This window comes from Cobetia sp. UIB-001 (genome assembly GCF_044789135.1).
Taxonomy (GTDB): domain Bacteria; phylum Pseudomonadota; class Gammaproteobacteria; order Pseudomonadales; family Halomonadaceae; genus Cobetia; species Cobetia amphilecti.
The window spans coordinates 3,937,666-3,963,033 of sequence record NZ_CP058244.1 but is presented as its reverse complement, the minus strand read 5'-3'; the positions used below and the strand labels follow the sequence as shown (position 1 = coordinate 3,963,033).

Annotated in this window: 24 protein-coding genes and 1 tRNA gene; 9 read left to right on the top strand and 16 right to left on the bottom strand. The window is 65.2% G+C overall.

Annotation, left to right across the window (positions count from 1 at the left end):
- Positions 1-3 precede the first annotated feature (3 nt).
- The 10 genes from HA399_RS16390 to HA399_RS16345 form a co-directional block, all read right to left on the bottom strand.
- Positions 4-543, bottom strand: coding sequence for a DUF2878 domain-containing protein (locus HA399_RS16390; RefSeq protein ID WP_404325529.1), 540 nt, complete (start codon positions 541-543; stop codon positions 4-6).
- Entirely contained in the window at positions 531-1,814 is a 1,284-nt protein-coding gene (locus HA399_RS16385) for a class I SAM-dependent methyltransferase (RefSeq protein ID WP_404325528.1), read from the bottom strand. The genes HA399_RS16390 and HA399_RS16385 overlap by 13 nt, the downstream gene beginning before the upstream one ends.
- Positions 1,815-1,824: 10 nt before the next feature.
- Complete coding sequence (locus tag HA399_RS16380; protein ID WP_404325527.1) at positions 1,825-2,643, bottom strand: DUF1365 domain-containing protein; 819 nt, start codon at positions 2,641-2,643, stop codon at positions 1,825-1,827.
- Complete coding sequence (locus HA399_RS16375; RefSeq protein WP_404325526.1) at positions 2,640-3,986, bottom strand: NAD(P)/FAD-dependent oxidoreductase; 1,347 nt, start codon at positions 3,984-3,986, stop codon at positions 2,640-2,642. Before HA399_RS16375 ends, HA399_RS16380 begins: the two co-directional genes overlap by 4 nt.
- Positions 3,987-4,082: 96 nt before the next feature.
- Positions 4,083-4,895 (bottom strand): SDR family NAD(P)-dependent oxidoreductase, encoded by an 813-nt coding sequence (locus HA399_RS16370; RefSeq protein WP_404325525.1) that lies wholly within the window; start codon positions 4,893-4,895, stop codon positions 4,083-4,085.
- A gap of 144 nt (positions 4,896-5,039) precedes the next feature.
- The gene (locus HA399_RS16365) at positions 5,040-5,540 is read right to left on the bottom strand and encodes a nuclear transport factor 2 family protein (protein WP_348472992.1); all 501 of its coding nucleotides are present in this window, start codon (positions 5,538-5,540) and stop codon (positions 5,040-5,042) included.
- Positions 5,541-5,606: 66 nt separating this feature from the next.
- Entirely contained in the window at positions 5,607-7,103 is a 1,497-nt protein-coding gene (phrB, locus tag HA399_RS16360; protein ID WP_404325523.1) for a deoxyribodipyrimidine photo-lyase, read from the bottom strand.
- A gap of 49 nt (positions 7,104-7,152) precedes the next feature.
- On the bottom strand, positions 7,153-8,064 hold the full coding sequence (locus HA399_RS16355) for a MerR family transcriptional regulator (RefSeq protein ID WP_404325522.1): 912 nt from the start codon (positions 8,062-8,064) through the stop codon (positions 7,153-7,155).
- A gap of 266 nt (positions 8,065-8,330) precedes the next feature.
- Positions 8,331-8,717 carry a sirohydrochlorin chelatase gene (locus HA399_RS16350; RefSeq protein WP_192839454.1) on the bottom strand — a complete coding sequence of 129 codons (387 nt, stop codon included), beginning with the start codon at positions 8,715-8,717 and terminating at the stop codon, positions 8,331-8,333.
- A 39-nt stretch (positions 8,718-8,756) separates the two neighbouring features.
- Positions 8,757-9,956 carry an NAD(P)/FAD-dependent oxidoreductase gene (locus HA399_RS16345; RefSeq protein WP_404325520.1) on the bottom strand — a complete coding sequence of 400 codons (1,200 nt, stop codon included), beginning with the start codon at positions 9,954-9,956 and terminating at the stop codon, positions 8,757-8,759.
- A gap of 164 nt (positions 9,957-10,120) precedes the next feature.
- On the opposite strand from HA399_RS16345, the gene HA399_RS16340 reads away from it, so the two are divergent.
- On the top strand, positions 10,121-11,056 hold the full coding sequence (locus HA399_RS16340; protein ID WP_404325519.1) for a TIGR01777 family oxidoreductase: 936 nt from the start codon (positions 10,121-10,123) through the stop codon (positions 11,054-11,056).
- 20 nt (positions 11,057-11,076) lie between these two features.
- On the opposite strand, the gene HA399_RS16335 is transcribed toward HA399_RS16340, so the two are convergent.
- From HA399_RS16335 to HA399_RS16325, 3 genes are all read right to left on the bottom strand, one after another.
- Entirely contained in the window at positions 11,077-11,838 is a 762-nt protein-coding gene (locus HA399_RS16335) for an RluA family pseudouridine synthase (RefSeq protein WP_404325518.1), read from the bottom strand.
- Between the two features lie 232 nt (positions 11,839-12,070).
- Positions 12,071-15,013: an RNA polymerase-associated protein RapA gene (gene rapA, locus HA399_RS16330; protein WP_107335838.1), complete on the bottom strand. Its 2,943-nt coding sequence runs from the start codon at positions 15,011-15,013 to the stop codon at positions 12,071-12,073.
- Positions 15,014-15,151: 138 nt separating this feature from the next.
- Positions 15,152-16,009 carry a prolipoprotein diacylglyceryl transferase family protein gene (locus HA399_RS16325; protein WP_404325517.1) on the bottom strand — a complete coding sequence of 286 codons (858 nt, stop codon included), beginning with the start codon at positions 16,007-16,009 and terminating at the stop codon, positions 15,152-15,154.
- Between the two features lie 195 nt (positions 16,010-16,204).
- On the opposite strand from HA399_RS16325, the gene HA399_RS16320 reads away from it, so the two are divergent.
- Positions 16,205-16,465, top strand: coding sequence for a hypothetical protein (locus HA399_RS16320; protein ID WP_043335981.1), 261 nt, complete (start codon positions 16,205-16,207; stop codon positions 16,463-16,465).
- 35 nt (positions 16,466-16,500) lie between these two features.
- Here HA399_RS16320 and HA399_RS16315 read toward each other — a convergent pair whose 3' ends face one another.
- From HA399_RS16315 to ispB, 3 genes are all read right to left on the bottom strand, one after another.
- A complete protein-coding gene (locus tag HA399_RS16315) occupies positions 16,501-16,731 on the bottom strand; it encodes a hypothetical protein (protein WP_404325516.1) in 231 nt (76 codons plus the stop codon).
- A 136-nt stretch (positions 16,732-16,867) separates the two neighbouring features.
- Positions 16,868-16,944 (bottom strand) — tRNA-Pro (locus HA399_RS16310).
- A 242-nt stretch (positions 16,945-17,186) separates the two neighbouring features.
- A complete protein-coding gene (gene ispB, locus HA399_RS16305; RefSeq protein ID WP_107335841.1) occupies positions 17,187-18,176 on the bottom strand; it encodes an octaprenyl diphosphate synthase in 990 nt (329 codons plus the stop codon).
- Positions 18,177-18,459: 283 nt separating this feature from the next.
- Here ispB and rplU point away from each other — a divergent pair, with 283 nt between their 5' ends.
- The 7 genes from rplU (at position 18,460) to ribF (ending at position 25,368) form a co-directional block, all read left to right on the top strand.
- Entirely contained in the window at positions 18,460-18,771 is a 312-nt protein-coding gene (rplU, locus tag HA399_RS16300) for a 50S ribosomal protein L21 (protein ID WP_043335971.1), read from the top strand.
- Positions 18,772-18,804: 33 nt separating this feature from the next.
- Positions 18,805-19,062 carry a 50S ribosomal protein L27 gene (rpmA, locus tag HA399_RS16295; protein ID WP_043335969.1) on the top strand — a complete coding sequence of 86 codons (258 nt, stop codon included), beginning with the start codon at positions 18,805-18,807 and terminating at the stop codon, positions 19,060-19,062.
- Between the two features lie 125 nt (positions 19,063-19,187).
- The gene (gene cgtA, locus HA399_RS16290) at positions 19,188-20,384 is read left to right on the top strand and encodes an Obg family GTPase CgtA (RefSeq protein WP_043335967.1); all 1,197 of its coding nucleotides are present in this window, start codon (positions 19,188-19,190) and stop codon (positions 20,382-20,384) included.
- A gap of 203 nt (positions 20,385-20,587) precedes the next feature.
- The gene (gene proB, locus HA399_RS16285; protein WP_347421813.1) at positions 20,588-21,769 is read left to right on the top strand and encodes a glutamate 5-kinase; all 1,182 of its coding nucleotides are present in this window, start codon (positions 20,588-20,590) and stop codon (positions 21,767-21,769) included.
- A gap of 289 nt (positions 21,770-22,058) precedes the next feature.
- On the top strand, positions 22,059-22,325 hold the full coding sequence (gene rpsT, locus HA399_RS16280; RefSeq protein ID WP_043335965.1) for a 30S ribosomal protein S20: 267 nt from the start codon (positions 22,059-22,061) through the stop codon (positions 22,323-22,325).
- A gap of 279 nt (positions 22,326-22,604) precedes the next feature.
- A complete protein-coding gene (gene murJ, locus HA399_RS16275) occupies positions 22,605-24,101 on the top strand; it encodes a murein biosynthesis integral membrane protein MurJ (RefSeq protein WP_234368289.1) in 1,497 nt (498 codons plus the stop codon).
- Positions 24,102-24,234: 133 nt separating this feature from the next.
- Complete coding sequence (ribF, locus tag HA399_RS16270) at positions 24,235-25,368, top strand: bifunctional riboflavin kinase/FAD synthetase (RefSeq protein ID WP_153636667.1); 1,134 nt, start codon at positions 24,235-24,237, stop codon at positions 25,366-25,368.

Sequence of the window (25,368 nt, the reverse complement as noted above, 5' to 3'; positions counted from 1 at the left end):
CGCTCAGGCGCGCTCGGCATGCCCCTGCAGGCGTGCGATACCCAGGCACAGGCCGCCCCAGGTCAGCGCCTGCGCCGGTAGCAGCCAGTCGGCGAGGGTCACACTGGCGAGCTGCGCCCCGCCGTAATAGGACAGCGGCGCACTGATGGCACCGCAAGCCGCCGCAAGCCGGGGCCGCTGCCACAACCAGCGCAGCGCATGATGGATCGTGCTGGCGAACAGCGGCCACAGACACCACATCCAGACAGGCAGGGGCAGCCAGTGCGCCCAGTCAGGCGTGTCCGAGGTGATGGTGTAGCCACCGGCCAGTGACAGACTGCCATCCACCACCATGCCCAGCGCCACGAAGGCGGCCAGCCAGCGCAGCTCGCGCAGGCGCTCACTCGTCGGCACGATCAGCCACAGATGCATGGCCAGTATCAGCGGCGTGGCCAGCAGGGCGACCGTCGAGCCGCCCAAGACGCAGCAGAACCAGCCGAGCTGAAAGAGCCCGGCATTGAGCAGTGCTCCATAGCGCTCGGACAGCATGTTCAGGCGTCCCAATCCTGAAGTCCCGCCTGGACCGGACGTGCCCCCGGCCCCCCCAGCAGCAGCTGACAGGTGCCGATGGTGCGCTCGCGGAAGCCCCCCTCGCAGTACGCCAGGTAGTAACGCCACATGCGCACGAAGCGCTCGTCGTAGCCCTGCGCATAGACCTCACCGAGACGCGCCTCGAAGCGCTGCCCCCAGGCCTTGAGCGTGGCGGCGTAGTGCAGGCCGATATCCTCGAGTTGCAACAGGTTCAGCTGGGTATCCTGTTGCATGGCGCTGATAATCGCCGCATGGGACGGCAGGAAGCCGCCGGGGAAGATGTAGCGCTTGATGAAGTCCATCTCGCGGCTGGCGGCCACGAAGCGCTGATCGCGAATCGTGATGGCCTGCAGCGCGATCAGGCCTGCCGGCTCGAGCAGGCGCTCGAGGGTCTTCAGGTAGGTCGGCAGATACTGATGGCCGACCGCCTCGATCATCTCCACCGAGACGATGCGATCGAAGCGACCTTCCAGTGCCCGGTAGTCTTCCTTGAGCAGCGTGATGCGATCCTCCAGCCCTTCCGCGGCGATACGCGCCTTGGTATAGGCGTGCTGCTCATCGGAAATGGTCGTGGTGGTCACGCGGCAGCCACGTGTTCTTGCGGCATGAATCGCCAGCCCGCCCCAGCCGGTGCCGATTTCCAGCAGGTGATGCTGTGGCCCCAGTTCCAGCAGGTTGAACAGCTTCTCCAGCTTGTGGGTCGAGGCCGCCTCCAGGCTGGCCTCGGGATAGGGAAACACCGCCGCGGAATACATGCGGTGCTCGCGATCGAGGAACAGCTCGAAGAGGTCGTTGCCGAGATCGTAATGCGCCGAGATGTTGCGCTTCGAACCCGCCAGCGTATTGCGTGCCAGCGCGTAGGCGACGCTCAGCGCCCACTTGGACAGGCGCGACGTCCCGCTGTCCACCGAGTCATTGACCTGTTCGAGGTTGTAGGCGAACAGGCGCACCAGTCCGACCAGATCATCCGTCTCCCACTGGCCATCCATGTAGGCCTCCGCCGCCGCGACGGTGCCACCCAGCGCCATGCGCCGCCACGCGCGTGAGTCATGGATACGCAGCGTGACGTTACGCGCGCCGCCCTTGCCCAGTACGTGGCGCTCACGACCTTCCAGCACCGTCAGGCTGCCACCCTCGAGCTTGTCGAGCATGCGCAGCAGGCGTGGCCGCAGCAGCCGAGTCAGGCGGTCCGCCGGTGCCCGGGTCGTGGCCAGTGTGGGGGGAGCGGGTTCGAATTGGCTCATGATGAGTTCCTCATGATGAAGACGGCGAGCGCGGATGGTCGAAGATCGGCACGCGCTTGAGCGCCAGACGCAGCGACTCGAAATGAATGCCTGCGACCGTCTTGAGCGTCATCCAGGGGAAACGCAGCAGCAGGCGATGAAAGGCGCGCGGGGTCGCCGGTTCCAAGTGCAGGCTCAGGCTGGCATCGAACAGCGAGTGCTGTGCTATCCGCGCCGTATCCCCGGAGAGGGGGTGGTTTTCCATGTGCAGCAACAGCTCATCTGCGCTGGGGTCGTTGAAGCGCCAGTGATAGCGCATGCCCATCGGCATGAAGGGCGAGACATGCATGCGCTTGTCGAACTGCGCCGCCTGCATGCGTCGCTGCGGGTCCGTGCGGGCGGCATACAGCACACGCTCCCCCCAGGGGATATTGGTTACCTCACCGAGCACGGCGCCCAGCTGGCCTGAGGCGTGATAGAGGTAATAGACGCGGATCGGATTGAAGCCGATCCCGAAGTGGCGCAGCTGGGTCAGCAGAAAGATGCGCCCCTGCGGCAGCGGCGCGTGATCGCCACTGCGGGCAAGCTCGCGCTGGCAGGCGGCGCGCACCCGTTCCTCGAGTGGGCCATCGGCAATGTCGTGGACCGCGGCCGGCAGATGGTCACTGTCGCGAAAGGCCAGTGGCGCGGCGTGACTGGCACTCACCAGACGCTTGCCGGCCATCAGTGCCGGCAACTCATCCAGTGCCAGCCACGCCATGGCGACGCGATAGCGAAAGGCATGCTGGCGCGGCGCGTGGCGACGGTGGCGCAGCGTGCCATAGCCGATGCGGCTGGCGGGCGCCTTCAATCGTCTGCCTCGCGCGCACCCAGTGCCTCGGCGACCCGCAGCGCACTCCATACGCCATCCTCGTGAAAGCCGTTGCGCCACCAGGCGCCACAGAAATGGGTGCGACCCACCGCGCCCTCCGCCTTGGCCTGCGCGCCGGAAATCTGCGTGAAGCGTGCCTTGGCGGCTTCGGCGGCCAGCGTGAAGCGCGGGTGGTCATAGGCATAACGGCCCAGCACCCGAGCGGGATCAATCGCGTCGCTGTCATTGAGCGTGATGCAGAAGGTCTCGCGGGGCGGGTGCTCGCGCTCATCAAGGCGTTGCAGGATGTTCATGTCGTAGGTGACGCTGGCCCGCTGGGCGTCGTCGCGCCCGTCGAGGCGGTAGTTCCAGCTCGCCCAGGCCGCCTTGCGCCTGGGCAGCAGCGAGGTGTCGGTATGCATCACCACCTCATTGCGCTGGGTCGTGATCGCTCCCAGCACCGCGCGCTCCTGCTCGCTGGCATCGCCGAGCAGCGCCAGTGCCTGCGGTGCATGACACGCCATCACCACCTGGTCGAAGCGTTCACGGCGGCCATCGGCATGCTCAAGCGTCACGCCGTCGGCGTCGCGCAGGACCCGGGTGATCTTGCTGTTGAGGCGAATGCGCTCGGCGTAGCCTTCGGTCAGCGGTGCGATATAGGCGCGCGAGCCACCGACCAGCGTGAACCACTGTGGGCGGTCATTGACCGACAGCAGGCCGTGATGGCGGAAGAAGCGCACGAAGAACAGCAGCGGGAACTGCGCGATGTCCGCGATGCTGGCGGACCAGATCGCCGCGCCCATCGGCAGCAGGTAATGCTCACGGAATACCTGCGAGTAGCCATTGGCATCCAGGTAGCTGCCCAGGGTCGCGCCCTCGGCGAGCTTGCCGTCGTCCAGATCGGCGGCAGCCTGCTTGTTGAAGCGCAGGATGTCGCGCAGCAGGCGATAGAAGCGCGGGCGCAGCAGATTGCGCTTCTGGGCGAACAGCGACAGCAGGGTATGGCCGTTGTACTCGAAGTCCTCGGCGGTGGTGTGCACCGAGAAGCTCATCTCGGTGGGCTGATAGGCCACGTCGAGACGTTCCAGCAGGCGCTGGAAATGCGGGTAGGTGCGGTCATTGAAGACGATGAAGCCGGTGTCGATGGCCCAGTCGCTGCCATCGGCGCACTGCACATCCATGGTGGCGGTGTGGCCGCCCAGGCGCTCGGCTGACTCGAAGACATGCACTTCATGCTTGCGACTCAGGTAGTAGGCCGCTGACATGCCGCTGATGCCGCTGCCGATGACGGCAATCCGCTGGCGGGGTAGAGGCGCTGTCGCGTAGGTCGTTGTCGTGTTCATGCCACTCCAGAAGAAGAACGCACCATGTCGTCATGAGCAGAAGCGTTGCCGGGTATTCGGCGCGGGCAGGTCTCGCCGGTCTTGTCTGCCGCGCACTCAGTCGCGGGTCATGCGTAGACCGATGCTGCGTCGCAAGGGGGCGGGCAGGATGCCCAGCAACTTGACCAGCAGCGTGAAGCGGCGCGGGAAATGGATGTCGAGCCGATGACGCGCGAGCCCCGCCACGATCGCCTCGACCGCCTGCTCGACAGTGACCTGCATCGGCATCGGGAAGTCATTGCGCTCGGTCAGCGGCGTCTTGACGAAGCCGGGGTGAATCACGCTGACATCGATGCCCTGGTTGTCGAGGTCCAGTCGCAGCGACTCCAGGAAGTAGCTCACCGCGGCCTTGGAGGCGCCATACGCCTCCGCGCGTGGCAGCGGCAGGTAGGCCGAGGCACTGGAGACCGCTGCCAGCTGCGGCCGCTCACCGCCGTCTGCCGTTGCCATGCGCAGCAGCGGCAAGGCGCTTTCGATCACATCCACGGCGGCCTGGAAGTTGGTCGCGAACACGCGGTGGACCAGGTCTGCCTCGAATTCCCGTGCATCCAGATATTCGCAGGTGCCAGCGTTGAGCAGTGCAAGGTCGAGTCCACCAAAGCGGGCCTCTATCTGGCTGGCCGCCGCGCGGATGGCCTCACGGTCGGTGAGGTCGAGGGTCACGACCAGCGCTTCCCCTGGGCCTTGCTCGGCATCGGCTGCGATGGCCTCAAGCTTGTCGGCGGAGCGCGCGCTGAGGGCGACCCGGTGGCCATCCGCCAGCAGCCGGCGCGCTAACCCTTCGCCGATGCCGGAGCTGGCGCCGGTCAGCCAGATGCGTTTGCGAGCCTTTGCGATCGTCGATGTGGTGCTCGAACCATGACTGGCCATTTCCCCTCCTTGGCATGTATGTGTCTGGCGTGCCTGTACGTGTCTGCGCCTTGCCTGCCTGGCCTAGAGAATCTGGATGGCACTGACTCAGAGAACGCCGGGCGTGTCCGTATGGATGTCGCCAGGGCTCAACCCTCTTGATACTCAGTCCATGCGACGTTTCAGCAGGCCGATCACGTTGCGCAGTACGGGCACCTGCTCGTAGAGCAGCTCGCCGGCATCGAAGAAGTCACGGTGCTGGATAACCTTCCCGTCTCGGAACTCGAGGCGTGAGGCGCCCTGCACGCTGATGTCCTTGCCCCCGTTCAGACGGGGATGGCGATAGGTCATCGTCCAGCTGAGCCAGGCGAGTCCCTGTTCATTGCCTTCATCCGCATTGCCTTCATCCGCAGGGCCGGCGGCTTGCGCAGGCATCGGCCCCAGCGGGTGATGAAAGACGAAGTCGATGGCGGCGACATTCATGTACAACCCTGAGAAATAGGCGTTGAGTGCCGTCAGGCCGCGGACTTCATGCAGGGGGTCGCGGAAGACGATATCGTCACTGTAGACTGATTTGAGCAGTTCTGTAGAGGTTTTGTCCAGCTTTTCGTAAAGACGACATACCCGAGTCAGGGCCGGGCTCATCTCGTCGGGTAGCGATTGCATGGCAATGCTCCTGAAGGGGAGGGATACAAGAGCGGCCTGCTGAAGATCAGCAGGCCGCTTGAGGGGTCATTCGCTTTTTGACAGCGCCTTGAAGGTATCCAGCGCCCGCTGGCGGGCGGCCTTGTGGTCGACGATCGGTCGTGGATAGCCCGTCTGTTGGCAGTCATCCGCACTGGGCTGGTGGCGCCGCTTGGCCGGTAGCTCGGCCAGTTCCGGCACCATGCTCGCGATGAACTCGCCGTCCTTGTCGAAGCGCTGGCCCTGGGTGGTCGGATTGAAGATGCGGAAATAGGGCGCGGCATCGGTGCCGGTGGAGGCCGCCCATTGCCAGCCACCATTGTTGGCGCCCAGCTCACCATCGACGAGATGGGTCATGAAGAAGGCCTCGCCACGTCGCCAGTCGATCAGCAGATGCTTGGTGAGGAACATCGCCGTCACCATGCGCAGGCGATTGTGCATCCAGCCGGTCTGCACCAGCTGACGCATGGCGGCATCGACGATGGGGTAGCCGGTGCGGCCCTCGCACCAGGCGGCGAAGCTTGCGTCGTCATCGCGCCACTGCAGGGCCTCGGTGTGGCGCTGGAAGGGGCGGTGGCGATTGACGCGCGGGAAGCCGACCAGGATGTGCTGGTAGAACTCACGCCAGATCAGCTCGTTGACCCAGCTGGTCAGGCCGACATCGCCATCGGCGAGGCTGCCGTTCTCTGCCAGTACGGCGGCGTAGCATTGGCGGGCCGAGATCATGCCCAGCGCCAGATAGGGCGAGAGCTCGCTGGTGCCACGGGTGGCGGGAATATCGCGCTGTTCGTGGTAGCGGCGCGCGCGGAAGGTCAGGAAGCGTTCCAGCCGCTCCTGCGCGGCCTCTTCGCCGGCCGGCCACAGCTCGGCGTCCAGCGCTGTCGCCGGCTCGCCCTTGAGTGTCTCGGGCAGTGGCGGGATGGCATCGCCGTGGATCTCGCGCCCTTTGGCGTCACGGGGCGTGGCTTGCACTTGAGGTGCCCCATTCAGCGCCAGACGACGGGAATCGACTTCCTTGTGCCAGCGCTTGGAGAAGGGCGTGAAGACGCCGTAGTAATCGCCCTTGCCGGTCAGCAGCTCACCGGGCGTGAAGGCCAGCATGTCGGTGTAGCGATGCAGGCGGACGTCGCTCTCGGCCAGGCGCTCACGCACGCGCCGGTCGCGCTCACGCTCATTGACGGCATATTCGTCGTTGAAGTGCAGGGCCTGGGCACCAAGCTCGTCGCACAGCGCGGCCAGCGCCTCGGGTACCTCAGCGAAGGTGTCGCAGTCGAGCACCTTGAGCGGGATGTGATAGCCGGCGAGTGCCTGTTGCAGGACATGCAGGCCGCGGCGCAGGAAGTCGAGCTTGTTGGCACCGTGGCCGTGCTCGACCCACTGCGCCAGGCAGGGGGCGACGACGGCCACGACCGGGCCGCGAGCGGCGGCCTGCGAGAGAGCAGTGTTGTCGTGTACGCGCAGGTCACTGCGCAGCCAGACCAGCTGCAGGGGAGCCCCCGCTGGCGCGGAGGCGGGGGAAGAGGCGGATGGTGAGTCAGATGACATCGGGGCTCCTTGGCGATCGGTGAAACCAATGCCGAGCAGGAGCCTGCGATCAACGTGCCATCAAGGACCTCAGGCGAGCGACCGCCTGAATCGGGTCGGCCCCCAGGCCTTCAATGGGCCCGTCTACCAGCTCCTGCTGGCGAATCTGGGCGGCCGGACCAGCGATGGCCAGCGGCACGCTCAATTGTTCTGCGACCCGCGGCAGCTGACGGCGCATGACATCCGAGCGCTCGGCCTGGGTGCCGACCAGTACCACGGCCTGTGCCTGCAGGCGCTCTGCGGCCAGCGGCAGCTCCGCCAGCGGCAGTGGGCCATCCAGCAGGCTGACGTGATAGCCGGCGTCGCTGGCGACCAGCGCGAACAGCAGCAGCCAGCTCAGGCCCGGTTCTTCCGGCAGGCGAGTCAGCGTGATATGCGGGGCGTGACGCTCCTGATTGGCAAACACCAGTCGGGCACCGATGCGCGAGCGCAGGAAGCTCTCGAAGAAGCACTGGGCCAGGCGGGTGCCGAAGGTGGTGGTACCGCGCTCCTCGAGCTGCTCGAGCAGCGGACGCCACAGGCGCTCGACCACGCTGCTGACCGGGTACAGCGCCAGGCTCTGGTTGTACAGCTCGGCCAGGCGCGCCTCGTCCTGGGCGTCGATGGCGGCCAGCGCCAGCTGCTGCTGGCCACTCCAGCTGCCTTCGTCCGGCATCGGCGTGCTTTCCGGCTGCGGCTGGTCGAGCAGCTCGCGTACCTGGCTGACAGGTACTCCGCGGTTGAGCCACTGCAGGATGTGTTCGATCCGCTCGATGTCCTCGCGGGCATACAGGCGATGCCCCTTGGGCGTGCGGCGGGGCTCGATCAGTCCGTAGCGGCGTTCCCAGGCTCTCAACGTGACCGAATTGACGCCGGTCAGGCGAGAGACTTCGCGGATCGGAAACAGCGGCGAACTGGCAGTTTCCGTGGCCTTGTCAGTCATGAATGGTGTTACCTCTGGCGGTGACGAGGCATCCCGGGTGAAGCACAGGTGAGGACGACACACAGGGTAAAGTTGAAGTGTCGTCACTTGGGGCGCTGTGGGATACCGGCAATGCATCTTGTGCACTAGCTGTACATGTGGGCATCAGGATGGCGCAGCCGCCAGAGCCTGACAAGAGGCAAGCTGCGTCGCATCCCCGGTGCGCATGTTTTGAAGGTGCATCACAGCGCCTTTGACGCCGAAGGTCCCGTCATGAAATCGGCCGTCTAGGCGTTGTCCTGTTGCTCCACAATCTGGATCAAGGCCTCGACAAAGGCCGGATGTGCACCCACCGGGTCAAGCAGACTGATGGGGCAGTCGGGGTGCTGGCGCTGCGAGTCTTCCAGCATGGCGGGCACGTCTTCACGCAGATGACGGCCGGCCGCGAAGAACAGCGGCAGGATGTCGATACGCGCGGCACCGTCTGCCGCCAGGGCATCGATGGTGTCGGTCAGCAGCGGATCGCACAGTTCCATATAGGCCAGACGCGTCGGGCGCTTGAGGCGGGAAGCCAGTGTGGCTTCCAGTGCCTCGAAGGGCTCGCGCCAGCGCGGGTCACGTGACCCATGGGCCAATAGAATCAAGGCGTTGTCGTGATCTGTGGGCGTAGTCATGCAGCTATCCTGTGAGCGATGAGGGGTCGCGGCAGCGTATCAGCTGTCGGCGAGGGTGTTGAGCAGCTGTTCGGCTACCTCGTGTCCTGACAGCCAGGCGTCCTCGACGCGCGGGCCACGCAGGGCGTCTCCGGCCAGCCATAGCCCGGATGACCCTTGGCCATAGCCCTTCTGGTCATAGACATTGTGGACATAGCCCTTCTGGTCATGGCCATTGTGGCCGGTTGCCGCTGAGGTCTGCGGCAGTATCTGAGTCGGGTGAGCGTAGCGCCAGCGATGCGCCGTGAGGGTGACCTTGCCCTGACTCCAGCCCGGCGCCAGCTCACGGAGCTCCGGCAGTGCCTCGAAGGCCTGCCACAGCAAGGTCGCGACCTCCTGTGGCGACTTCTCAAGATTCGCTCGGCTCCAGCCGGCGGTCGCCAGCAGGCTCAGGGTTTCCCGTGCATGCGTCGGTGCCTGGCGGCCGGGGCGCGAATGCTGACGCATCACGCAGCGCAGCGGACCATCATCACCGCGACTGACCAGCAACCCTTGCCAGTCAGCGTCGCCCCCCAGCGCGGGTAGTGGCGTCTCCAGAGTGGCCATCAATGTCCAGGTCGGCGCCATCTCCACCTGCGCCAGCGCCTCACTCAGTGCCGGGGCAAGCGAGTCCGCGGCGAGCGCCACCCCCTGGGCGTCGGTGCCGGCCGTGCTCAGCAGGGCGCGTGCCTGCGGCGCTGGTGCGCTGATCACCACGTGATCGAAGGGGCCGTGCTGATCACCGTCGCTGTCTTCGAGCCGCCAGCGCTTGCCTGGCGCTGTGCCATCGCCCGCGATCAGGCGCGTGATGCGCGTTTCGCTGTGCAGGCTGGCGTGGGCCGGCAGCTGTTCGCTGAGGTGGCGGCTCAGGGCGCTCATGCGCGGACTGGCCACGTAGCGGGTGGAATCATCGCGCAGCCGCTGCCATTGGCTCTCGTCAGACGCTGACTTGCCGAGGCTCAACAGCCTCTCACCCCAAGTTGCGACGACGCCTGCGGCCCGCCACTGCTCGAGCGCGGACTGGAAGCGTGGATCACGCGCCGTGAAGTATTGCGCGCCGATGTCGATGGGGCCTTCGCTCGTTCGGCGACTGGCCAGGCGTCCGCCGGGGCCGCGTGCCTTCTCGAATATCGTCACCGCATGGCCCTGTGCGGCCAGTCGGGTGGCGGCTGACAATCCGGCGATACCGGCACCGATGATGGCGATGGACGATACTGGCATCTGGAGGCGACTCCTGCGCGGGCGGTGTTCAGGGGGGGGCGGGTCGTCATGTGACCCGACAGCAGATACGCTAAAGTTAACTTCTTGCGCATAATTGTACAATATGAGTATAGATTTATGGCGGAAGTCGGCACACTCGATGCTTCATCGCCGAGGAGGGCAACATGCGAATATTGATAACAGGTGCAACGGGGTTCGTCGGCCAGGCGCTGTGTCAGTCACTGGCCGCTGCGGGCCACTCGCTGGCGGTCGTATCGCGCCGCCCGGAGCGTGCTGAGCGCCAGTTTGCCGACCTGGGGCTGACGGTGGTCGCGGCGGATTCGTCACTGGCCTTCAAGGATTGGCAGCCTGAGGGCATCGTCAATCTGGCGGGGGAGTCGATAGCCGGGCGGCGTTGGAGTGAGGACCACAAGCGTGAGCTGCGCCGTTCGCGGCTGGAGACCACCGAGCATCTGGTGATGCTGTGTCAGCAGTTGGCCGCCGAAGGCCATCCGCCGCAGGTGATGGTGTCCGGCTCGGCGATGGGCTATTACGGCGCACAGCCCAAGGCGGGCGAGCCGGACGATGTCGAGATCGACGAGCAGGCGACGCCCCACGACGATTTCAATCATCGCCTGTGTCGCGACTGGGAAGCGGCTGCCATGCCCGTCACCGAATACGGCGTGCGACTGGCCATCATCCGCACTGGCCTGGTGATGGAGGCCGATGGCGGTACGCTGGCCAAGCTGCTGACGCCCTTCAAGCTCGGGCTCGGAGGACGGCTGGGTGATGGGCGCCATTACATGCCGTGGATTCACCGCCACGACATGATTCGCATCATCGAGCGTCTGCTGGCGGATGACAGTCTCAGCGGTGCCTTCAATGCCAGCGCGCCGCATCCGGTCACCAACATGGGCTTCACCCATGCTCTGGCTCGCGGTTTGGGGCGTCCGGCGATCCTGCCGCTGCCGGCCAAGGCGCTTGAGCTGGGGCTGGGGGAAATGAGTACCCTGCTGCTGGAAGGCGCCCGCATGGTGCCGGCGCGTCTGCTGGCTGCCGGCTTCACCTTCGACTACCCGACCCTCGACGTGACCTTCGCCGATATCCTGTCACGCAAGTGAGCCTTGGCAGCAAGGCGCCGCTAGAAGGGCAGCGGCGCTTCCAGTACCAGTGGCGGCGCATCGCTGTCGCTGGCTGGCGGAATCATCAGGCGCGCCGCATGCAGCAACAGGCGCGGGCTGGCATTGAGTGCCGCTCCGCGCGCATAGAAGCCATCGCCGATGATCGGATGGCCGAGCGCCAGCATATGCAGGCGTAGCTGGTGTGAGCGCCCGGTATGCGGTGTCAGCGCTACACGACTGGCGGCGAGGGTCTGAGGCGTACCATCCGGGCGCTGGCCTTCGAGCGTCAGATGCTGCTCGACCCGATAATGCGTCAGTGCCGACTTGCCATGCGTGAAGTCGACGATCTGACGCGGGCGGCGTGGCCAGTCACAGCGCAGCGGCAGGGCGATGCTGCCCTCGGTGGGCGTTAGATGACCTGCCACCACGGCCAGGTAGCGTTTCTCGATGGTGCGCGACTGGAAGAGCCGCGACAGCCGCCGCTGGCCCTCGACGTTGCGCGCCACCAGCAGCACACCGGAAGTTGCCACATCCAGACGGTGCACGGCGCGGGTGTCGTCGCTCAGCTGGCACAGGCGCGAATGGACACTGTCGAAGCGCGAGGGATCACGCCCCGGCACCGAGGGCAGCTCGGCCGGCTTGTCGATGGCCCACCAATCATCGCCTGCGGCCAGCAGCGACAGCCCCACCTTCGCGACACGCTCGCCTTCCTCGGCCAGGCGCTCTCCCTGCCAGCTCTGCCCTGACGCTGCCTCGTCGCTCTCTGGATATGATCTCGCCATGAGGGTGCTCTGTAGTAATGAAACGATAGGATGAAACGATAGGGGTGAAGCGGAAGTGATAAAGCGTACGTGATGGGCCGCGAATCGTGGCACGCAAGCGATGGCATCGTCGCGGCCGCTGGTCGATCTGGCAAGTCCAGCGGGCCATTGTCGCTGGCGCACACGGCAAAACGCCCCACCTGCCGATGGCAGGTGGGGCGTTTCAGGTTCATCACTGACGCCTGCGGTCAGCTCAACGCTCGTGGGCATCCACGGTGACGATGACGCGCACGCTGTCCAGACGCAGACGGGTGGTCTCGATGGCGCCATCCAGCGCGGCACGTTCCTGACGCAGCGCTTCGAGCTCTTCCTCGCGCACGGCCGGGTTGTGGCTGGCCAGGGCTTCCAGGCGCGCCAGTTCGGCACTGAGCTGCTCGCGCATCTGCTGCTGGGCCTGCTCGACGATGGTCGGCAGTTCGCGCTCGGCTTCCTGCTCGGCATCGCTCATCAGCTTGCGCAGCGTGGCGTGGCTCTGCTTGATCAGGTCGCGCGCGACCGCCTTCTTGACCGGCTTGAGGTTCTTGGCCAGTCCGCCGAAGGACACCTTGTCGGACAGGTTGCTGCCGGTTTCATCCAACAGCACACGGATGGCGGTCGGCGGCAGGAAGCGGCCCAGACGCAGGCCGCGCGGCGCGGTGGACTGGGTGCGGAACACCACTTCCGTCATCAGGCGGCCACCGGGAATCGCCGGGTGCTTGAGCAGCGCCAGCGCGGTGTTGCCCATCGAGCCGTCCAGGATGCGGACCAGCATCTCGCGTACCAGCGGGTGCTCCCACGACAGGTGCTGCACGTCTTCGCGTGACAGCGCGGTGGCGCGGTCACTGGTGACGCTGAAGCCTTCCTCGCCCTTCACCAGCCCCGGCAGGCCATCGAGCATGTGCGGGCCCGGTGCCAGATAGGTGATGCCGTCGCCGAGGTCCCGGCTCTCGATGCCGAAGATGTCGAAGGCGCGCTCCAGATAGCCGGGCAGCGCCTTGTCATTGTCCAGCGTCTCGATGGCGGCGATGACTTCCTCGGCGCGCTCGTGACGGCAGGCATTGAGTTCCAGCAGGCGGTTGCGGCCGGACTGACGCTCTTCCTGCAGGGCGTCGAAGCGCTCGCGGGTCTGCTCGATGATGCTGTCGATCTCTTCGCTGTCGAGCAGGGCTTCTTCCAGCTCGTCGCCGAACTGGGCGTAGAGCTCGCTGCCGATGCCGTGCGGCGCGCTGAAGGCGTCCATGCCGTCACGGTACCAGCGCAGCAGCTGGGCACCCGGCGAGCCTTCGAAGACCGGCACGTGGATCTCGATCGGGAACTGCTGACCGATGCGATCCAGGCGCCCGATGCGCTGTTCGAGCTGGTCCGGGTGTACCGGCAGGTCGAACATCACCAGGTGGTGACAGAACTGGAAGTTGCGACCTTCCGAGCCGATTTCCGAGCACACCAGCAGCTGCACGCCTTCCTCTTCGGAGGCGAAGGCCGCGGCGGCACGGTCGCGCTCGACCAGGCTCATGCCCTCATGGAAGACCGGCGCATGCACGCCGCCCAGCACGCGCAGGCCTTCGGACAGCTCACGCGCGGTATCGGCGGTATGACAGATCACCAGTGCCTTCTCGTTGCCGAGGTCGGTCAGGGTTTCCAGCAGCCACATGACGCGCGGGTCGATCTGCCACCAGGGTTCCGCGTTCATGCGGTCATCGGGCAGGGCGCGATACATCTCGTCGAGGAACAGCACCACCTCGGGGTGGTTCATGCCGGTCTCGATCAGCAGGTCATCGAGATAGTCCTCGTCACGCTCCAGCTTGCGCACCACGCGACGGTAGGAGGAGGGCAGCTCCAGCTCGTGGACGTGCAGGCGACGCTCGGGGAAGCCGGCGACATGGGTGCGTGAGTTGCGGAACATCACGCGGCCGGTGCCGTGGCGGTCGAGCAGCTGGTCGCGCAGCTGTCGACGCGCGCTGTCGCGCTGGGCATCGTCGGCATCGCTGTCCATCAGGGTGTCGAGCAGGGCGCGGCTGTCGCTGTCATCCAGCACGCTGGCGAGGCTGTCGAGACCGGACTGGTCGGCGGGCAGCGCTTCCAGGGCATCGATGGCGCTGGCGACGGCCACATAGCCCTGTTCCTCGGCCTTGAAGCGCTCGATGTCGTGGTAGCGCTCCGGGTCAAGCAGGCGCAGGCGCGCGAAATGGCTCTCGAGACCCATCTGCTCCGGTGTGGCGGTCAGCAGCAGCACCCCGGCGGTCTGGCGAGCGAGGGATTCGACACAGGCGTAGCCCGGGCCGACCTTGTCTTCGCTCCAGTCGAGGTGGTGGGCCTCATCGACGATCAGCATGTCCCAGTCGCAGGCGGCAGCCTGGACCTGACGCGACGGGTTGGCGAACAGCCAGTCCTGGCTGGCCAGAATGATCTGGTTGCCTTCGAAGGGGTTGCGCGTGCCGTAGGCCTTGCACTGCTCCTCGTCGAGCAGCGAGACATCCAGCGCGAAGCGGCGCAGCATCTCGACCAGCCACTGGTGAGTCAGGCTCGCCGGTACCAGGATCAGCGCTCGGCTGGCGCGGCCGCTGAGCAGCAGGCGGTGCAGGATCAGGCCGGCTTCGATGGTCTTGCCGAGGCCGACTTCATCGGCCAGCAGTACCCGCGGTGCGTGACGGCGCGAGACTTCATCGGCGATGTAGAGCTGGTGCGGCACCAGATCGACCTTGGGGCCGGACAGGCCCAGCGCCGGGCTCTGCTCGACACGATGGAAGTGGCGCAGGGTGCGGTAGCGCAGGTCGAACCAGTCATTGCGGTCGACCTGGCCGGTCAGCAGGCGATCACGCGCCTGATTGAACTGCATCTTGTCGTTCAGGCGGGCTTCGGGAAGCTCGATGAGCTCGCCGGCATGCTCGCCGCTGCGCTCACAGATGTAGACGATCTGGCCGCGCACTTCCTTGAAGTCATCGACGATCAGCCATTCGCCATCGTCGGACTGGATGCGGTCGCCATTGCCGAAGGCCACCCGGGTAAGGGGCGCTTCGCGCAGACTGTAGGTGCGGGTTTCTTCGCTGGCGGCAAAGAGCACGGTGACGGTGCGGAAGTCGACATTGAGGATGGTGCCAAGGCCGAGATCAGCCTCGCCGTCACTGATCCAGCGCTGACCGGGAATGAAGTCGCTCATGAAGCCTCGGGGTAGGACAAAGACGGGAATCGGGAATACAGGGGCGCGGTATCTTACCGGATCAGACGCCGTGGCTTAAGCGCCTTTTCTTGCGGCGAGCGTCTTTGTCGCACCGAGCGAGGCCACCAGGGTGTCGCACTATGGCCGTGACGCCGGTAGCAGGGCGTCCAGCTGGGCGCGGCTCAGCTCGCCGATATGACGCTCGATCAGCTGTCCGTCGCCATCGAAGACGAGGGTCGCGGGCAGTCCCTGCGCCTCGGCCAGCGCCATCAGTTGCATGGCGGGGTCGAGCAGCGCGTACTCGAGCGTCAGCTGTTCGCTTTGCAGAAAGCGGGTCACCGCCAGTGCCTGCTCGCCCTGATTGGCCAGTACCACGGTGACGCCGGGTCTCTGATCAGCCTCTGCCAGCAGTGGCATCTCGCGCCGGCAGGGCGGGCACCAGGTGGCCCATAGATTGACGATCACGCGCTCGTCTTGGATATCATTCAGCGCGACGGGGCGGCGATCCAGATGATTGAGGGTGATGGCAGGCATCGCCTCGATGGCGGAGTCGTTGCCCAGCGGGTCGAGTTGCTTGAGGCCGAGGAAGGCGGTCAACCCCAGGGTCAGACTGCCCAGCGCGATGACCTGGCGAATCGCGCCATGCCGGCGCAGCAGCCACAGGCTGGCCAGGGTCGCGGCCAGCATGCCGCCGAACAGGTGGTAGCCCGGTTGCCACAGCTTGAGGATATCCAGTGGTGCCTGCTGATAACTTGCCCAGTGCAGCGCGACATGAGTGAGGCGCGCACCGATCACCCAGCTGACCAGCATGCGATTGAACCAGCGCGAGGGGCTCAGCGGGGGAGAATCGTGAGCGGGCGCGGTTGTGCCCCTGGCGTGCATGCGTGCCAGCAGACGAATCAGCAGCGAGAACTCGATCAGCATCACCAGGGCTGCCACGAAGGCATAGAGGCGTTCGACGGAAATCAGGGCAGGGCCCAGGGCGATGGCATCCATGCGGTTATCCTCTGGCGGTGTCCGGGGAGCGTTCAGGGCAGCAATGCCTGTCGGCCTGTATGTGGCAAGCGCTTGGCAAGCGCTCGGCAGGCGCTGCAGTCGCGAGGCTCGAGTATGCGATAATCGACGGACTTCGACATCCACGCCTCGCGCTGAGCATTGCTCTGCCGTCGAGGACGCTGCAAGGATATCCCCATGCTGTCACATCATTATGACCGTAGCCGTGCGATCGCCGTTGCCAGTCAGGCCAGCGGCCTGATCGCCATCGTCGCGCTGGAGACCTGGCTTGGCGATGCCGCCCGGCCTTGGCAGGGGCTGGTGTTCGCCCTGATGCTGGCCTTTGGCCTCGGGCTTGCGCTGCGCAGTTACTATCTCAAGCAAAAGGCCCGCCGCGACCGTGAACGTGCTGGTCGCGAGCGGGCCCGCAAGGCGAGTGACAGCTGGATGTCCGACTGACTCGCCGCTCGATATGGCTCAGTGCGCGCTATGAATCAGTAACTCTGCAGGCGGTAGCCGTCGCGCTCCATGCAGTATTTCAGCAGTGTCTGCTTCTCGTTGGCGGACTTGTCGGTCAGGCCAAGCTCGTACTGGCAGCCCGCATAGGTATTGTGGGCTTGTGTGCTGTTGGCGCCGGGCTTTTCCCATTGCGCACGTGGGCTGGCGCAGGCGGAGAGCAGTGAGGTCAGCAGCAGGCACAGCAAGGCAACACGCAGTGTGTGCATGGGGCACCCTGAGGGATGTAGCGCGTTGGGGAGTGCGTCGCAGACGCGAGCAAGCAGAAGTAGGCTTGTGAGGCAGGAAAAACCTTCCAGCATCAAAAAAGCCGCTGATCAGTGATCAGCGGCTTTTTCATATGTCTGGTCGGAGTAGCAGGATTCGAACCTACGACCTCTGCCTCCCGAAGGCAGCGCTCTACCAAGCTGAGCTATACTCCGATGCGTCGTGAGCTTGTCTCGACGGAGGTGAATTATACGCAGGCAGCTTTGCTTTGCAAGCCCTTGAGGCCAAAAAGTTTTATCTGAGTCTCAAGGGGCAATTCCGCTGTCGAGAAGCGCGCTTCTCTTCACCTCATCCTGCCGGCGCTTCTCGCCACGCTGGCGGCGGTTTTCTGCTGTCATGATGGACTGACGGACCCACTGACTGACGACCTGCCAGGCAGGCCATCGTCATGCGGCGATCAGGCCTGGCGGCCGACGCTCAACAGCGCGATGCGCTCGAGGCTGTCGCGGAATTCGCTCTCCGGCAGCGCCTTGAGCTCGTTCAGGGCGTTGTCGGCCATTTCCTGGGCGCGGCTGCGGGTATAGTCGAGGCCGCCCGTGAGGCGCACCACTTCCAGTACCTCGTCGAGCTGCTCCAGCCCACCTTTCTCGATGGCGCCGCGCACCAGACTGGCCTGCGCCGGGCTGCCGACCTGCATGGCGCGAATCAACGGCAGGGTCGGCTTGCCTTCGGCCAGGTCATCACCGACGTTCTTGCCCATGGTCTCGGCATCGCCCTGATAGTCGAGCAGATCATCGATCAGCTGGAAGGCGAGGCCCAGGTAGCGGCCATAGTTCTGCAGAGCGCTGACCTGTGCCGGGGTGACGGTGTCGTCGGTTTCCCTGGCCAGAATCGCGCCGGCATGTGCGGCCGCCTCGAACAGCATGGCGGTCTTGCCGTGGATGGTCTCGAAGTAGGCGGCTTCATCAATGTCGGCATTGCCGATATTGGTCAGCTGCAGGACTTCGCCCTCGGCGATGGTGCAGGTGGCAGCGGAGAGAATCGCCATCACGTCCATCGAGCCGACTTCGACCATCATCTGGAAGGAGCGTGAATAGAGGAAGTCACCGACCAGTACCGAAGGCGCATTGCCCCAGGTGTCATTGGCGGTGGAGCGGCCACGCCGCAGGCTGGATTCATCCACGACATCATCGTGCAGCAGGGTCGAGGTGTGCATGAATTCGATCAGCGCGGCCAGATGAACGTGTTTCTCGCCTTGATAGCCCAGCGCGCGGGCTGCCAGCAGCACCAGCACCGGGCGCAGGCGTTTGCCACCACTCTGGATGATGTACTGACCGATGGTCTGGACCAGCGGCACGCGCGACTCGAGCTGCGCGAGGATGGTGCGGTCGACGGCGGCGAAGTCATCTGCCACTGCCGCGTGAAGGGTCGATGCGTCGGCTTGCATGAGATCGTCGTGCCCGTAGCGAGAGGTGAGGCCGCCGTGGCGTGCCGTTTGGCGGTAATGCTATGGGGCACCCCTATGGCCGTCAAGGCGTGCACCCGCGCAAGGACGCTGGCTGGCGGCCGATTGGTCGCGTAAACCTTGACATTGCTTGTCGGTCGCGGCACGTGGCGCTATAATACGCGGCCGTGACTCATCCCGCTCCCTGTCAGATGGCTCCAGAAGGGGCGCCACTCGCAGCAGGCCACCCAAGAGCACACCCTTGATGAGTCCGATGGAGAGAATCATGTACGCAGTTATCAAGAGCGGTGGCAAGCAGTACCGCGTTCAGGAAGGCCAGACCCTGAAGCTCGAGAAGCTTGAAGTCGCGACTGGCGAAGCTATCCAGTTTGACGAAGTCCTGATGGTTGCTGAAGGCGACGACATCAAGGTCGGCGCTCCGCTGGTTGAAGGTGCCAAGGTTTCTGCCGAGGTCGTGTCTCACGGCCGTGGCGACAAGGTCACCATCATCAAGTTCCGTCGCCGGAAGCACTCCATGCGTCGTGCGGGCCACCGTCAGTGGTTCACCGAAGTCAAGATCACTGGTATCTCTGCTTAATTGCAGCGCTACCCACCATAGGAGAATTATCCAATGGCACATAAGAAGGCGGCGGGCTCTACCCGCAACGGTCGCGATTCTGAATCCAAGCGCCTTGGTGTGAAGCTGTTCGGTGGCCAAGCGGCTATCGCCGGCAACATCATCGTGCGTCAGCGCGGCACCCGTTTCCACGCTGGTACTGGCGTCGGCATCGGCAAGGACCACACTCTCTTCGCGCTGGCCGACGGCCACGTGAAGTTCGAGACCAAGGGTCCGAAGAACCGCAAGTTCGTCAGCATCGTTTCTGCCTGAAACGTCTGACAGCTTACGCAGACTGCTCGATGCCCCGGTGTCGCATGGCAGTCTGCAAGGAAGCCCCGCTCAGGCGGGGCTTTTTTGTCGCATGACGGCCCGGGTCGTCGTCAGGAGAGAGCAGCATGCAGTTCCTTGATGAAGCGTCGATCATTGTAGAGGCCGGACGTGGCGGCAATGGTTGCCTGAGTTTTCGCCGTGAAAAATACGTGCCGCGCGGTGGTCCCGATGGGGGCGACGGCGGGCACGGCGGCAGTGTGTACCTGATCGGGGATGACTCGCTCAATACCCTGATCGACTTCAAGTTCCAGCGCTACTATCAGGCGGAGAGCGGCGATGCCGGTCAAGGCCGCCAGATGGCAGGCAAGGCGGGCGAGGATCTGATCGTCAAGGTGCCGGTCGGCACCACCGTGATCGACGAGGAAACCCTCGAGATCATCGGTGACGTGACGGAAATCGGTCAGCTGTTGCTGGTCGCGCAGGGCGGGCGTCGTGGTCTGGGTAACATCCACTTCAAGTCCTCGACCAACCGCGCGCCGCGCCAGACCTCCAAGGGAACCTGGGGCGAGCGTCGCAACCTGCGCTTCGAGATGAAGGTGATGGCAGATGTCGGTCTGCTCGGCATGCCGAATGCCGGCAAGTCGACGCTGATCCGCGCCGTCTCCGCCGCCAAGCCCAAGGTCGCCAACTACCCGTTCACCACCCTGGTGCCGAACCTCGGTGTCGTGAAGATCGGTAGCCACCAGCACTTCGTGATGGCCGATATCCCCGGTCTGATCGAAGGCGCTGCTGACGGCGCTGGCCTGGGTCTGCGCTTCCTCAAGCACCTGACGCGTACGCGCCTGTTGCTGCACGTGGTGGATATTGCGCCCTTTGACGAGAGCGACCCGGCCTATGCGGTCGAGGCGATCCTCAAGGAGCTCAAGAACTTCTCCGCGGCACTGACGGAGCTGCCGCGCTGGCTGGTGATCAACAAGATCGACCTGCTGCCCGAGGACGATCGCGACGCGATGGTCAAGGACCTCGTCGAGCGCCTGGGCTGGGAGGGCGAGCTGTTCGTCGTCTCCGCGGCCAGCGGTATCGGCACTCAGGAGCTGGTACAGGCCGCTCACCGCTGGCTGGGCGAGCAACGCCTGCAGCTGGCGGAAGATCCGGAAGCTGCCGAGGCACATGCCGCCCTGCTGGCGCGCATGGAGAACGAGTCGCTGGAGCGCGCTGAAGAGCGCCTGACACGTCGCAAGCGCAAGAAGGATGACGAAGAAGAGGACGATGACGACTTCAATGACGACGATTACGACGTCGAAGTCGAATACGCGCCCTGAGGTCTCAGTTCGTCCGGTGGCTGTCCTGCGTGGCAGCCACTGAGTGACGAGCGACCCGCTTCGCGATTCACGCCCCGCCCCGAACCTCATGGTCTCGCGGCGGGGCGTTTTCGTTGTCGGGGCCGGCGAGGAGTGATGACAGCGGGCTGGCGGGAGCAGACAATGGCAAGCAGGGAGGCAGAGCCTGCCGGGCGAGGGATTACATGACAGGAGAGAGCGCGGTGTCGGAGCAGAAGGTGGCGGAAGTGGCGGAACTGGGTACTCAGACGGGGCGCGAGGCCTTGGCCAATGCACGACGCGTGGTGGTCAAGATCGGCAGTGCGCTGCTGACCGATGACGGCCGCGGGCTGGATGATGCCGGCATCGGCCGTTGGGTCGATCAGATCGCGGCACTGCACGCGCGGGGTGTCGAGGTGATCGTGGTGTCCTCCGGGGCGATCGCGGTCGGCATGTCGCGGCTGGGTTGGTCGGCTCGCCCCAGCGGCGTACATGAGCTGCAGGCGGCAGCGGCGGTCGGTCAGAACGGTCTGACCCAGTGCTATGAAGAGCATTTCCATCGTCATGGCCTGACCACGGCGCAGATTCTGCTGACCCACGATGACCTCTCCAACCGCAAGCGCTACCTGAATGCACGCTCGGCGCTGCGCACCCTGGTCGACCTGCGGGTGGTGCCGGTGATCAACGAGAACGACACCGTGGTCACCGACGAGATCCGCTTCGGCGACAACGACACCCTCGGCGCGCTGGTCGCCAACCTGCTCGAGGCCGATGCGCTGTTGCTGCTCACCGATCAGGAAGGCCTCTATGATGCCGACCCGCGTCATGACCCGGCGGCCAGCCTGATCGAGGAAGCCCAGGCCGATGACCCGATACTGGTCAAGGTGGCCGGCGGTGGCGGCGTGCTCGGGCGTGGCGGCATGGCGACCAAGGTGCGCGCGGCGCGTCTGGCGGCGCGCAGTGGCGCATTGACCGTGATCGCCTCTGGTCGTCAGCCCGAGGTCATCACCCGGCTGGCTTCCGGTGAGCGCTTCGGCACGCTCCTCTTGCCGGAGCATGCGCCGATCGCGGCGCGCAAGCGCTGGATCGCGGGGCAGCTGCAGGTGCGCGGCACCCTGACGCTGGATGCCGGCGCCGTCAATGTGTTGACCACGCGTGGCTCCAGCCTGTTGCCGGTGGGTGTCAGGAAGATCGAGGGCGCCTTCAAGCGCGGTGATCTGGTGCAGTGTGTCGATGAATCCGGCCAGCGCATCGCCAAGGGGCTGGTGAATTACAGCGCCGAAGATGCCGGGCGGATTCTCGGCCTGCCCAGCCATCAGATCGAGGCGACGCTGGGCTATATCGAGGCGCCGGAACTGATCCACCGCGACAACCTCATCGTGCTGTAGCACCCATGAGGCCTGCTTCCTGGCTCTGTGCCTGGGGCCGGCGCAGGCAAGCTCAGACTGGCGATATGCGCTCGGGTCATGCTAGACTCTGCCGTCCTGTCGGGTGCTGGTCCGCCCCGATGGCGAAGGTTTGACGGGGCTTCCACGTCAAGTCGCTGATTTCTCGAAAGTCTTCACTTCAGTGTCGAAAGGCGAGAGATGATCGGACTCGCTGTCGCGGTGCGACAACGTCTTCCAAATTCAAGTTCATGAGTACGCGCCTACGGGTGGACTCATAAGGAGCATCAAAGTGGCAAATTCCAAGCAAGCACGTAAGCGCGCTCGTCAGGCTGAAGTTCGTCGTCAGCACAACTCCGCACAGCGTTCCGCCGTGCGTACCAGCATCAAGAACGTGCTGAAGACCGTCAAGACTGGCGATCACGCTGCTTCCATGGCCGCTTTCAATGTCGCGCAGAAGGTCCTCGACCGTTACGCCGACAAGGACATTCTGTCCAAGAAGAAGGCCGCTCGTCTGAAGAGCCGTCTGAACACTCGCGTCAAGGCACTGGCTGTCTAAGACGTGTGAGTGTGAAAAAACCGGCTTCGGCCGGTTTTTTTGTGTCTGTCTGTCGAGTGGATGACATCGGTATCAGGTCAGGGAAGCGAGAGGGGTGTCAGGGTGAGCAAGCCGCAGGATGAGTCGCCCGCAGGCGAGAAGGAAGTCAGGGGAGAAGACGGCAAGGCCGAGGCCGCCGCGCAGTCCGCTTCACAGGCGAGTGCCCAGGGCGAGACCCGCTCGGGCGACAGCCTGCCGGTGCGGGGTGGTCTGTTGCGCTCCGGGTTGATCGTCAGTGTGATGACGATGCTGTCGCGCGTGCTGGGACTGGCGCGCGATGTGACCATCGCATCCCTGCTGGGCGCCGGCAGCGGGGCGGACGCCTTCTTCGTCGCCTTCAAGATCCCCAACTTCATGCGCCGCCTGTTTGCCGAGGGTGCCTTCAACCAGGCCTTCATTCCGGTGCTGTCGGAGTATGCGACTCGCCGGACGCGGGAAGAGGTCCGCGAGTTGCTGGACGCCGTCAGTGGCAGTCTTGGCGTCATACTCGCGTTGATCACCGCGCTTGCGATGCTGTGTGCGCCCTGGCTGGTGTGGGTCTTCGCGCCCGGGTTCGGTGACGATGCCGGCAAGCTGGCGCTGACCGGCGACATGCTGCGCCTGACCTTCCCGTATCTGCTGCTGATCTCGCTGACCGCCTTCGCGGGCAGCGTGCTCAATACCTGGAATCGCTTTGCGGTGCCGGCCATCACGCCGGTGCTGCTCAACCTGAGTCTGATCGGCGCGGCGCTGTTGCTGGCCCCTCGCTTCGAGACACCCGCCATGGCGCTGGCCTGGGGCGTGTTGATCGCAGGTGGCGTGCAGCTGCTGTTCCAGGTGCCGTTCCTGCTGCGCCTCGGCCTGATGCCCAAGCCGTGGCCGAATTTCGCCCATGAAGGCGTGCGCCGCATTCTCAAGTTGATGACCCCGGCGCTGTTCGGTGTCTCGGTCTCGCAGATCAATCTGCTGCTGGATACCGTGCTGGCCTCGTTCCTGGTCACCGGCAGCGTGTCGTGGCTCTATTACTCCGATCGTCTGGTCGAGCTGCCGCTGGGCATCATCGGCATCGCCATCGGGACGGTGATTCTGCCGGCGCTCTCCAAGCGCCACGCCGAGCAATCACTGGAGCACTTCCAGAAGATGCTCGACTGGGCGCTGCGCTCGGTGCTGTTGATCGGGGTGCCGGCGGCATTGGCACTCGGCGTGCTGGCCGAACCGCTGCTGATCACGCTATTCCACTACGGCGCGATGACCGATAACGATGTGGTGATGTCGGCCCAGAGCCTGCGTGCCTACAGCTTCGGTCTGTTGGCCTTCATGTTGATCAAGGTGCTGGCGCCGGGCTTCTATGCGCGTCAGGACACGAAAACGCCGGTCAAGATCGGTATCATCGCGATGGTCGCCAACATGGCCTTCAACCTGGCGCTGATCGTGCCACTGGCGCACGCGGGGCTCGCGCTGGCCACGGCGCTGTCGGCCTTCCTCAATGCGGGCCTGCTGGCACGTGGCCTGTATCGTGACGGCGTGCTGCGCTTCCAGCCCGGCTGGGGACGCTATTCGCTGACCCTGATCGGCGGTTGTGCCCTGATGGGCGGCGGCCTGATGTGGCTGTCACCGGACTGGACCACCTGGCTTGGTTGGGGCCTGTGGGAGCGCTGTGCGATGATGGGAGCGCTGGTCGTCGGCGGTGTACTGGCCTATGCGGTGTGGTTGGGGCTGTGCGGTGTCCGCCCGCGCCATTTCCGCATGCAGAGCTGAGTCTGCTGCCCGGGTGCCACGCAGGTTGGGCCCTCGGTTCCAGCTGTTTTCTCCCTGGCGGGGCAACGGTGGCTGTCAGCGCCGTGCCCCTTCGCTATAATCGACCACTTTCGGCGGCTTGTGTGATGCACGCATGGACTTGATCAGAGGACTCCACAATCTCGCCCGCCTGCGCAAGCAGGATGGCAGTCGCGGCTGTGTGGCCACCATCGGCAATTTCGATGGCGTGCATCTCGGCCACCAGGCGATTCTGGAGCAACTTCGCGAGCGCGCGGCGGCCTATGGCCTGCCCGCTACGGTGGTGGTGTTCGAGCCGCAGCCGCGTGAGTTCTTCGCGGGTGACAAGGCGCCGCCGCGGCTGACGCGTCTGGCGGACAAGGTGCGTCTGCTGGGCAGCCATGGCGCCGAGCGCGTACTGTGTCTGCCCTTCAATGAGACGCTGCGCTCGCTGTCGGCACGTGAGTTCATCGAGCAGGTGCTCATCGATGGACTCGGCGTGCGTCATCTGGTGGTCGGTGACGACTTCCGCTTCGGCTGCGATCGCGCCGGAGACTTCGCGTTGCTGGAGCGTATCGGCGCCGCCGAAGGCTTTGCGGTGGAGCATACCCGCACCTTCGAGATCGCCGGTGAGCGCGTTTCCAGCACCCGCGTGCGTGAGGTGCTGGCCGCAGGCGACATGGCGCTGGCCGCCCGGCTGCTGGGGCGTGCCCACCACTGGCAGGGACGCGTGGTCGCGGACCGCCAGCTGGGCCGCACGCTGGGCGTGCCGACCGCCAACCTGCCGCTGCCGAATGCGCCGCTGGCGGTCTCCGGCGTCTACGCGGTGATGGCGCACCTTGCCGACGGCCGCGACTGTCCGGCGGTGGCCAACATCGGCTGGCGCCCGACGGTCGGCACGCCGCGGCCGGTGCTCGAAGTCCATCTGCTGGACTTCGCGGAAGACCTCTATGGCCAGCCGATGCGCGTCAGCTTCTGCGCCTTCCTGCGCGGTGAGCAGCGCTTCGATGGCCTGGAAGCCCTCAAGGCCGCCATCTACGCCGACATCGCCCTGGCGAAGCGCTTCTTCGCGCTGGCCGCGGGCGAGACGCCTGCCGGTGATGAGCAGGCGTTGCTCGATTGCATGACCTCGATGGCTGACCTGCCGCTGGCCAGCCGTCCGCTGAGCGCACTGATGACGGATGCGCCGACGGCACCCTTACACGGCACTGCTGAGGTGTCTGATTCCACAGCTCGGGAAGCCCAGGCTTCCCGCCCCCACGACGGCTGA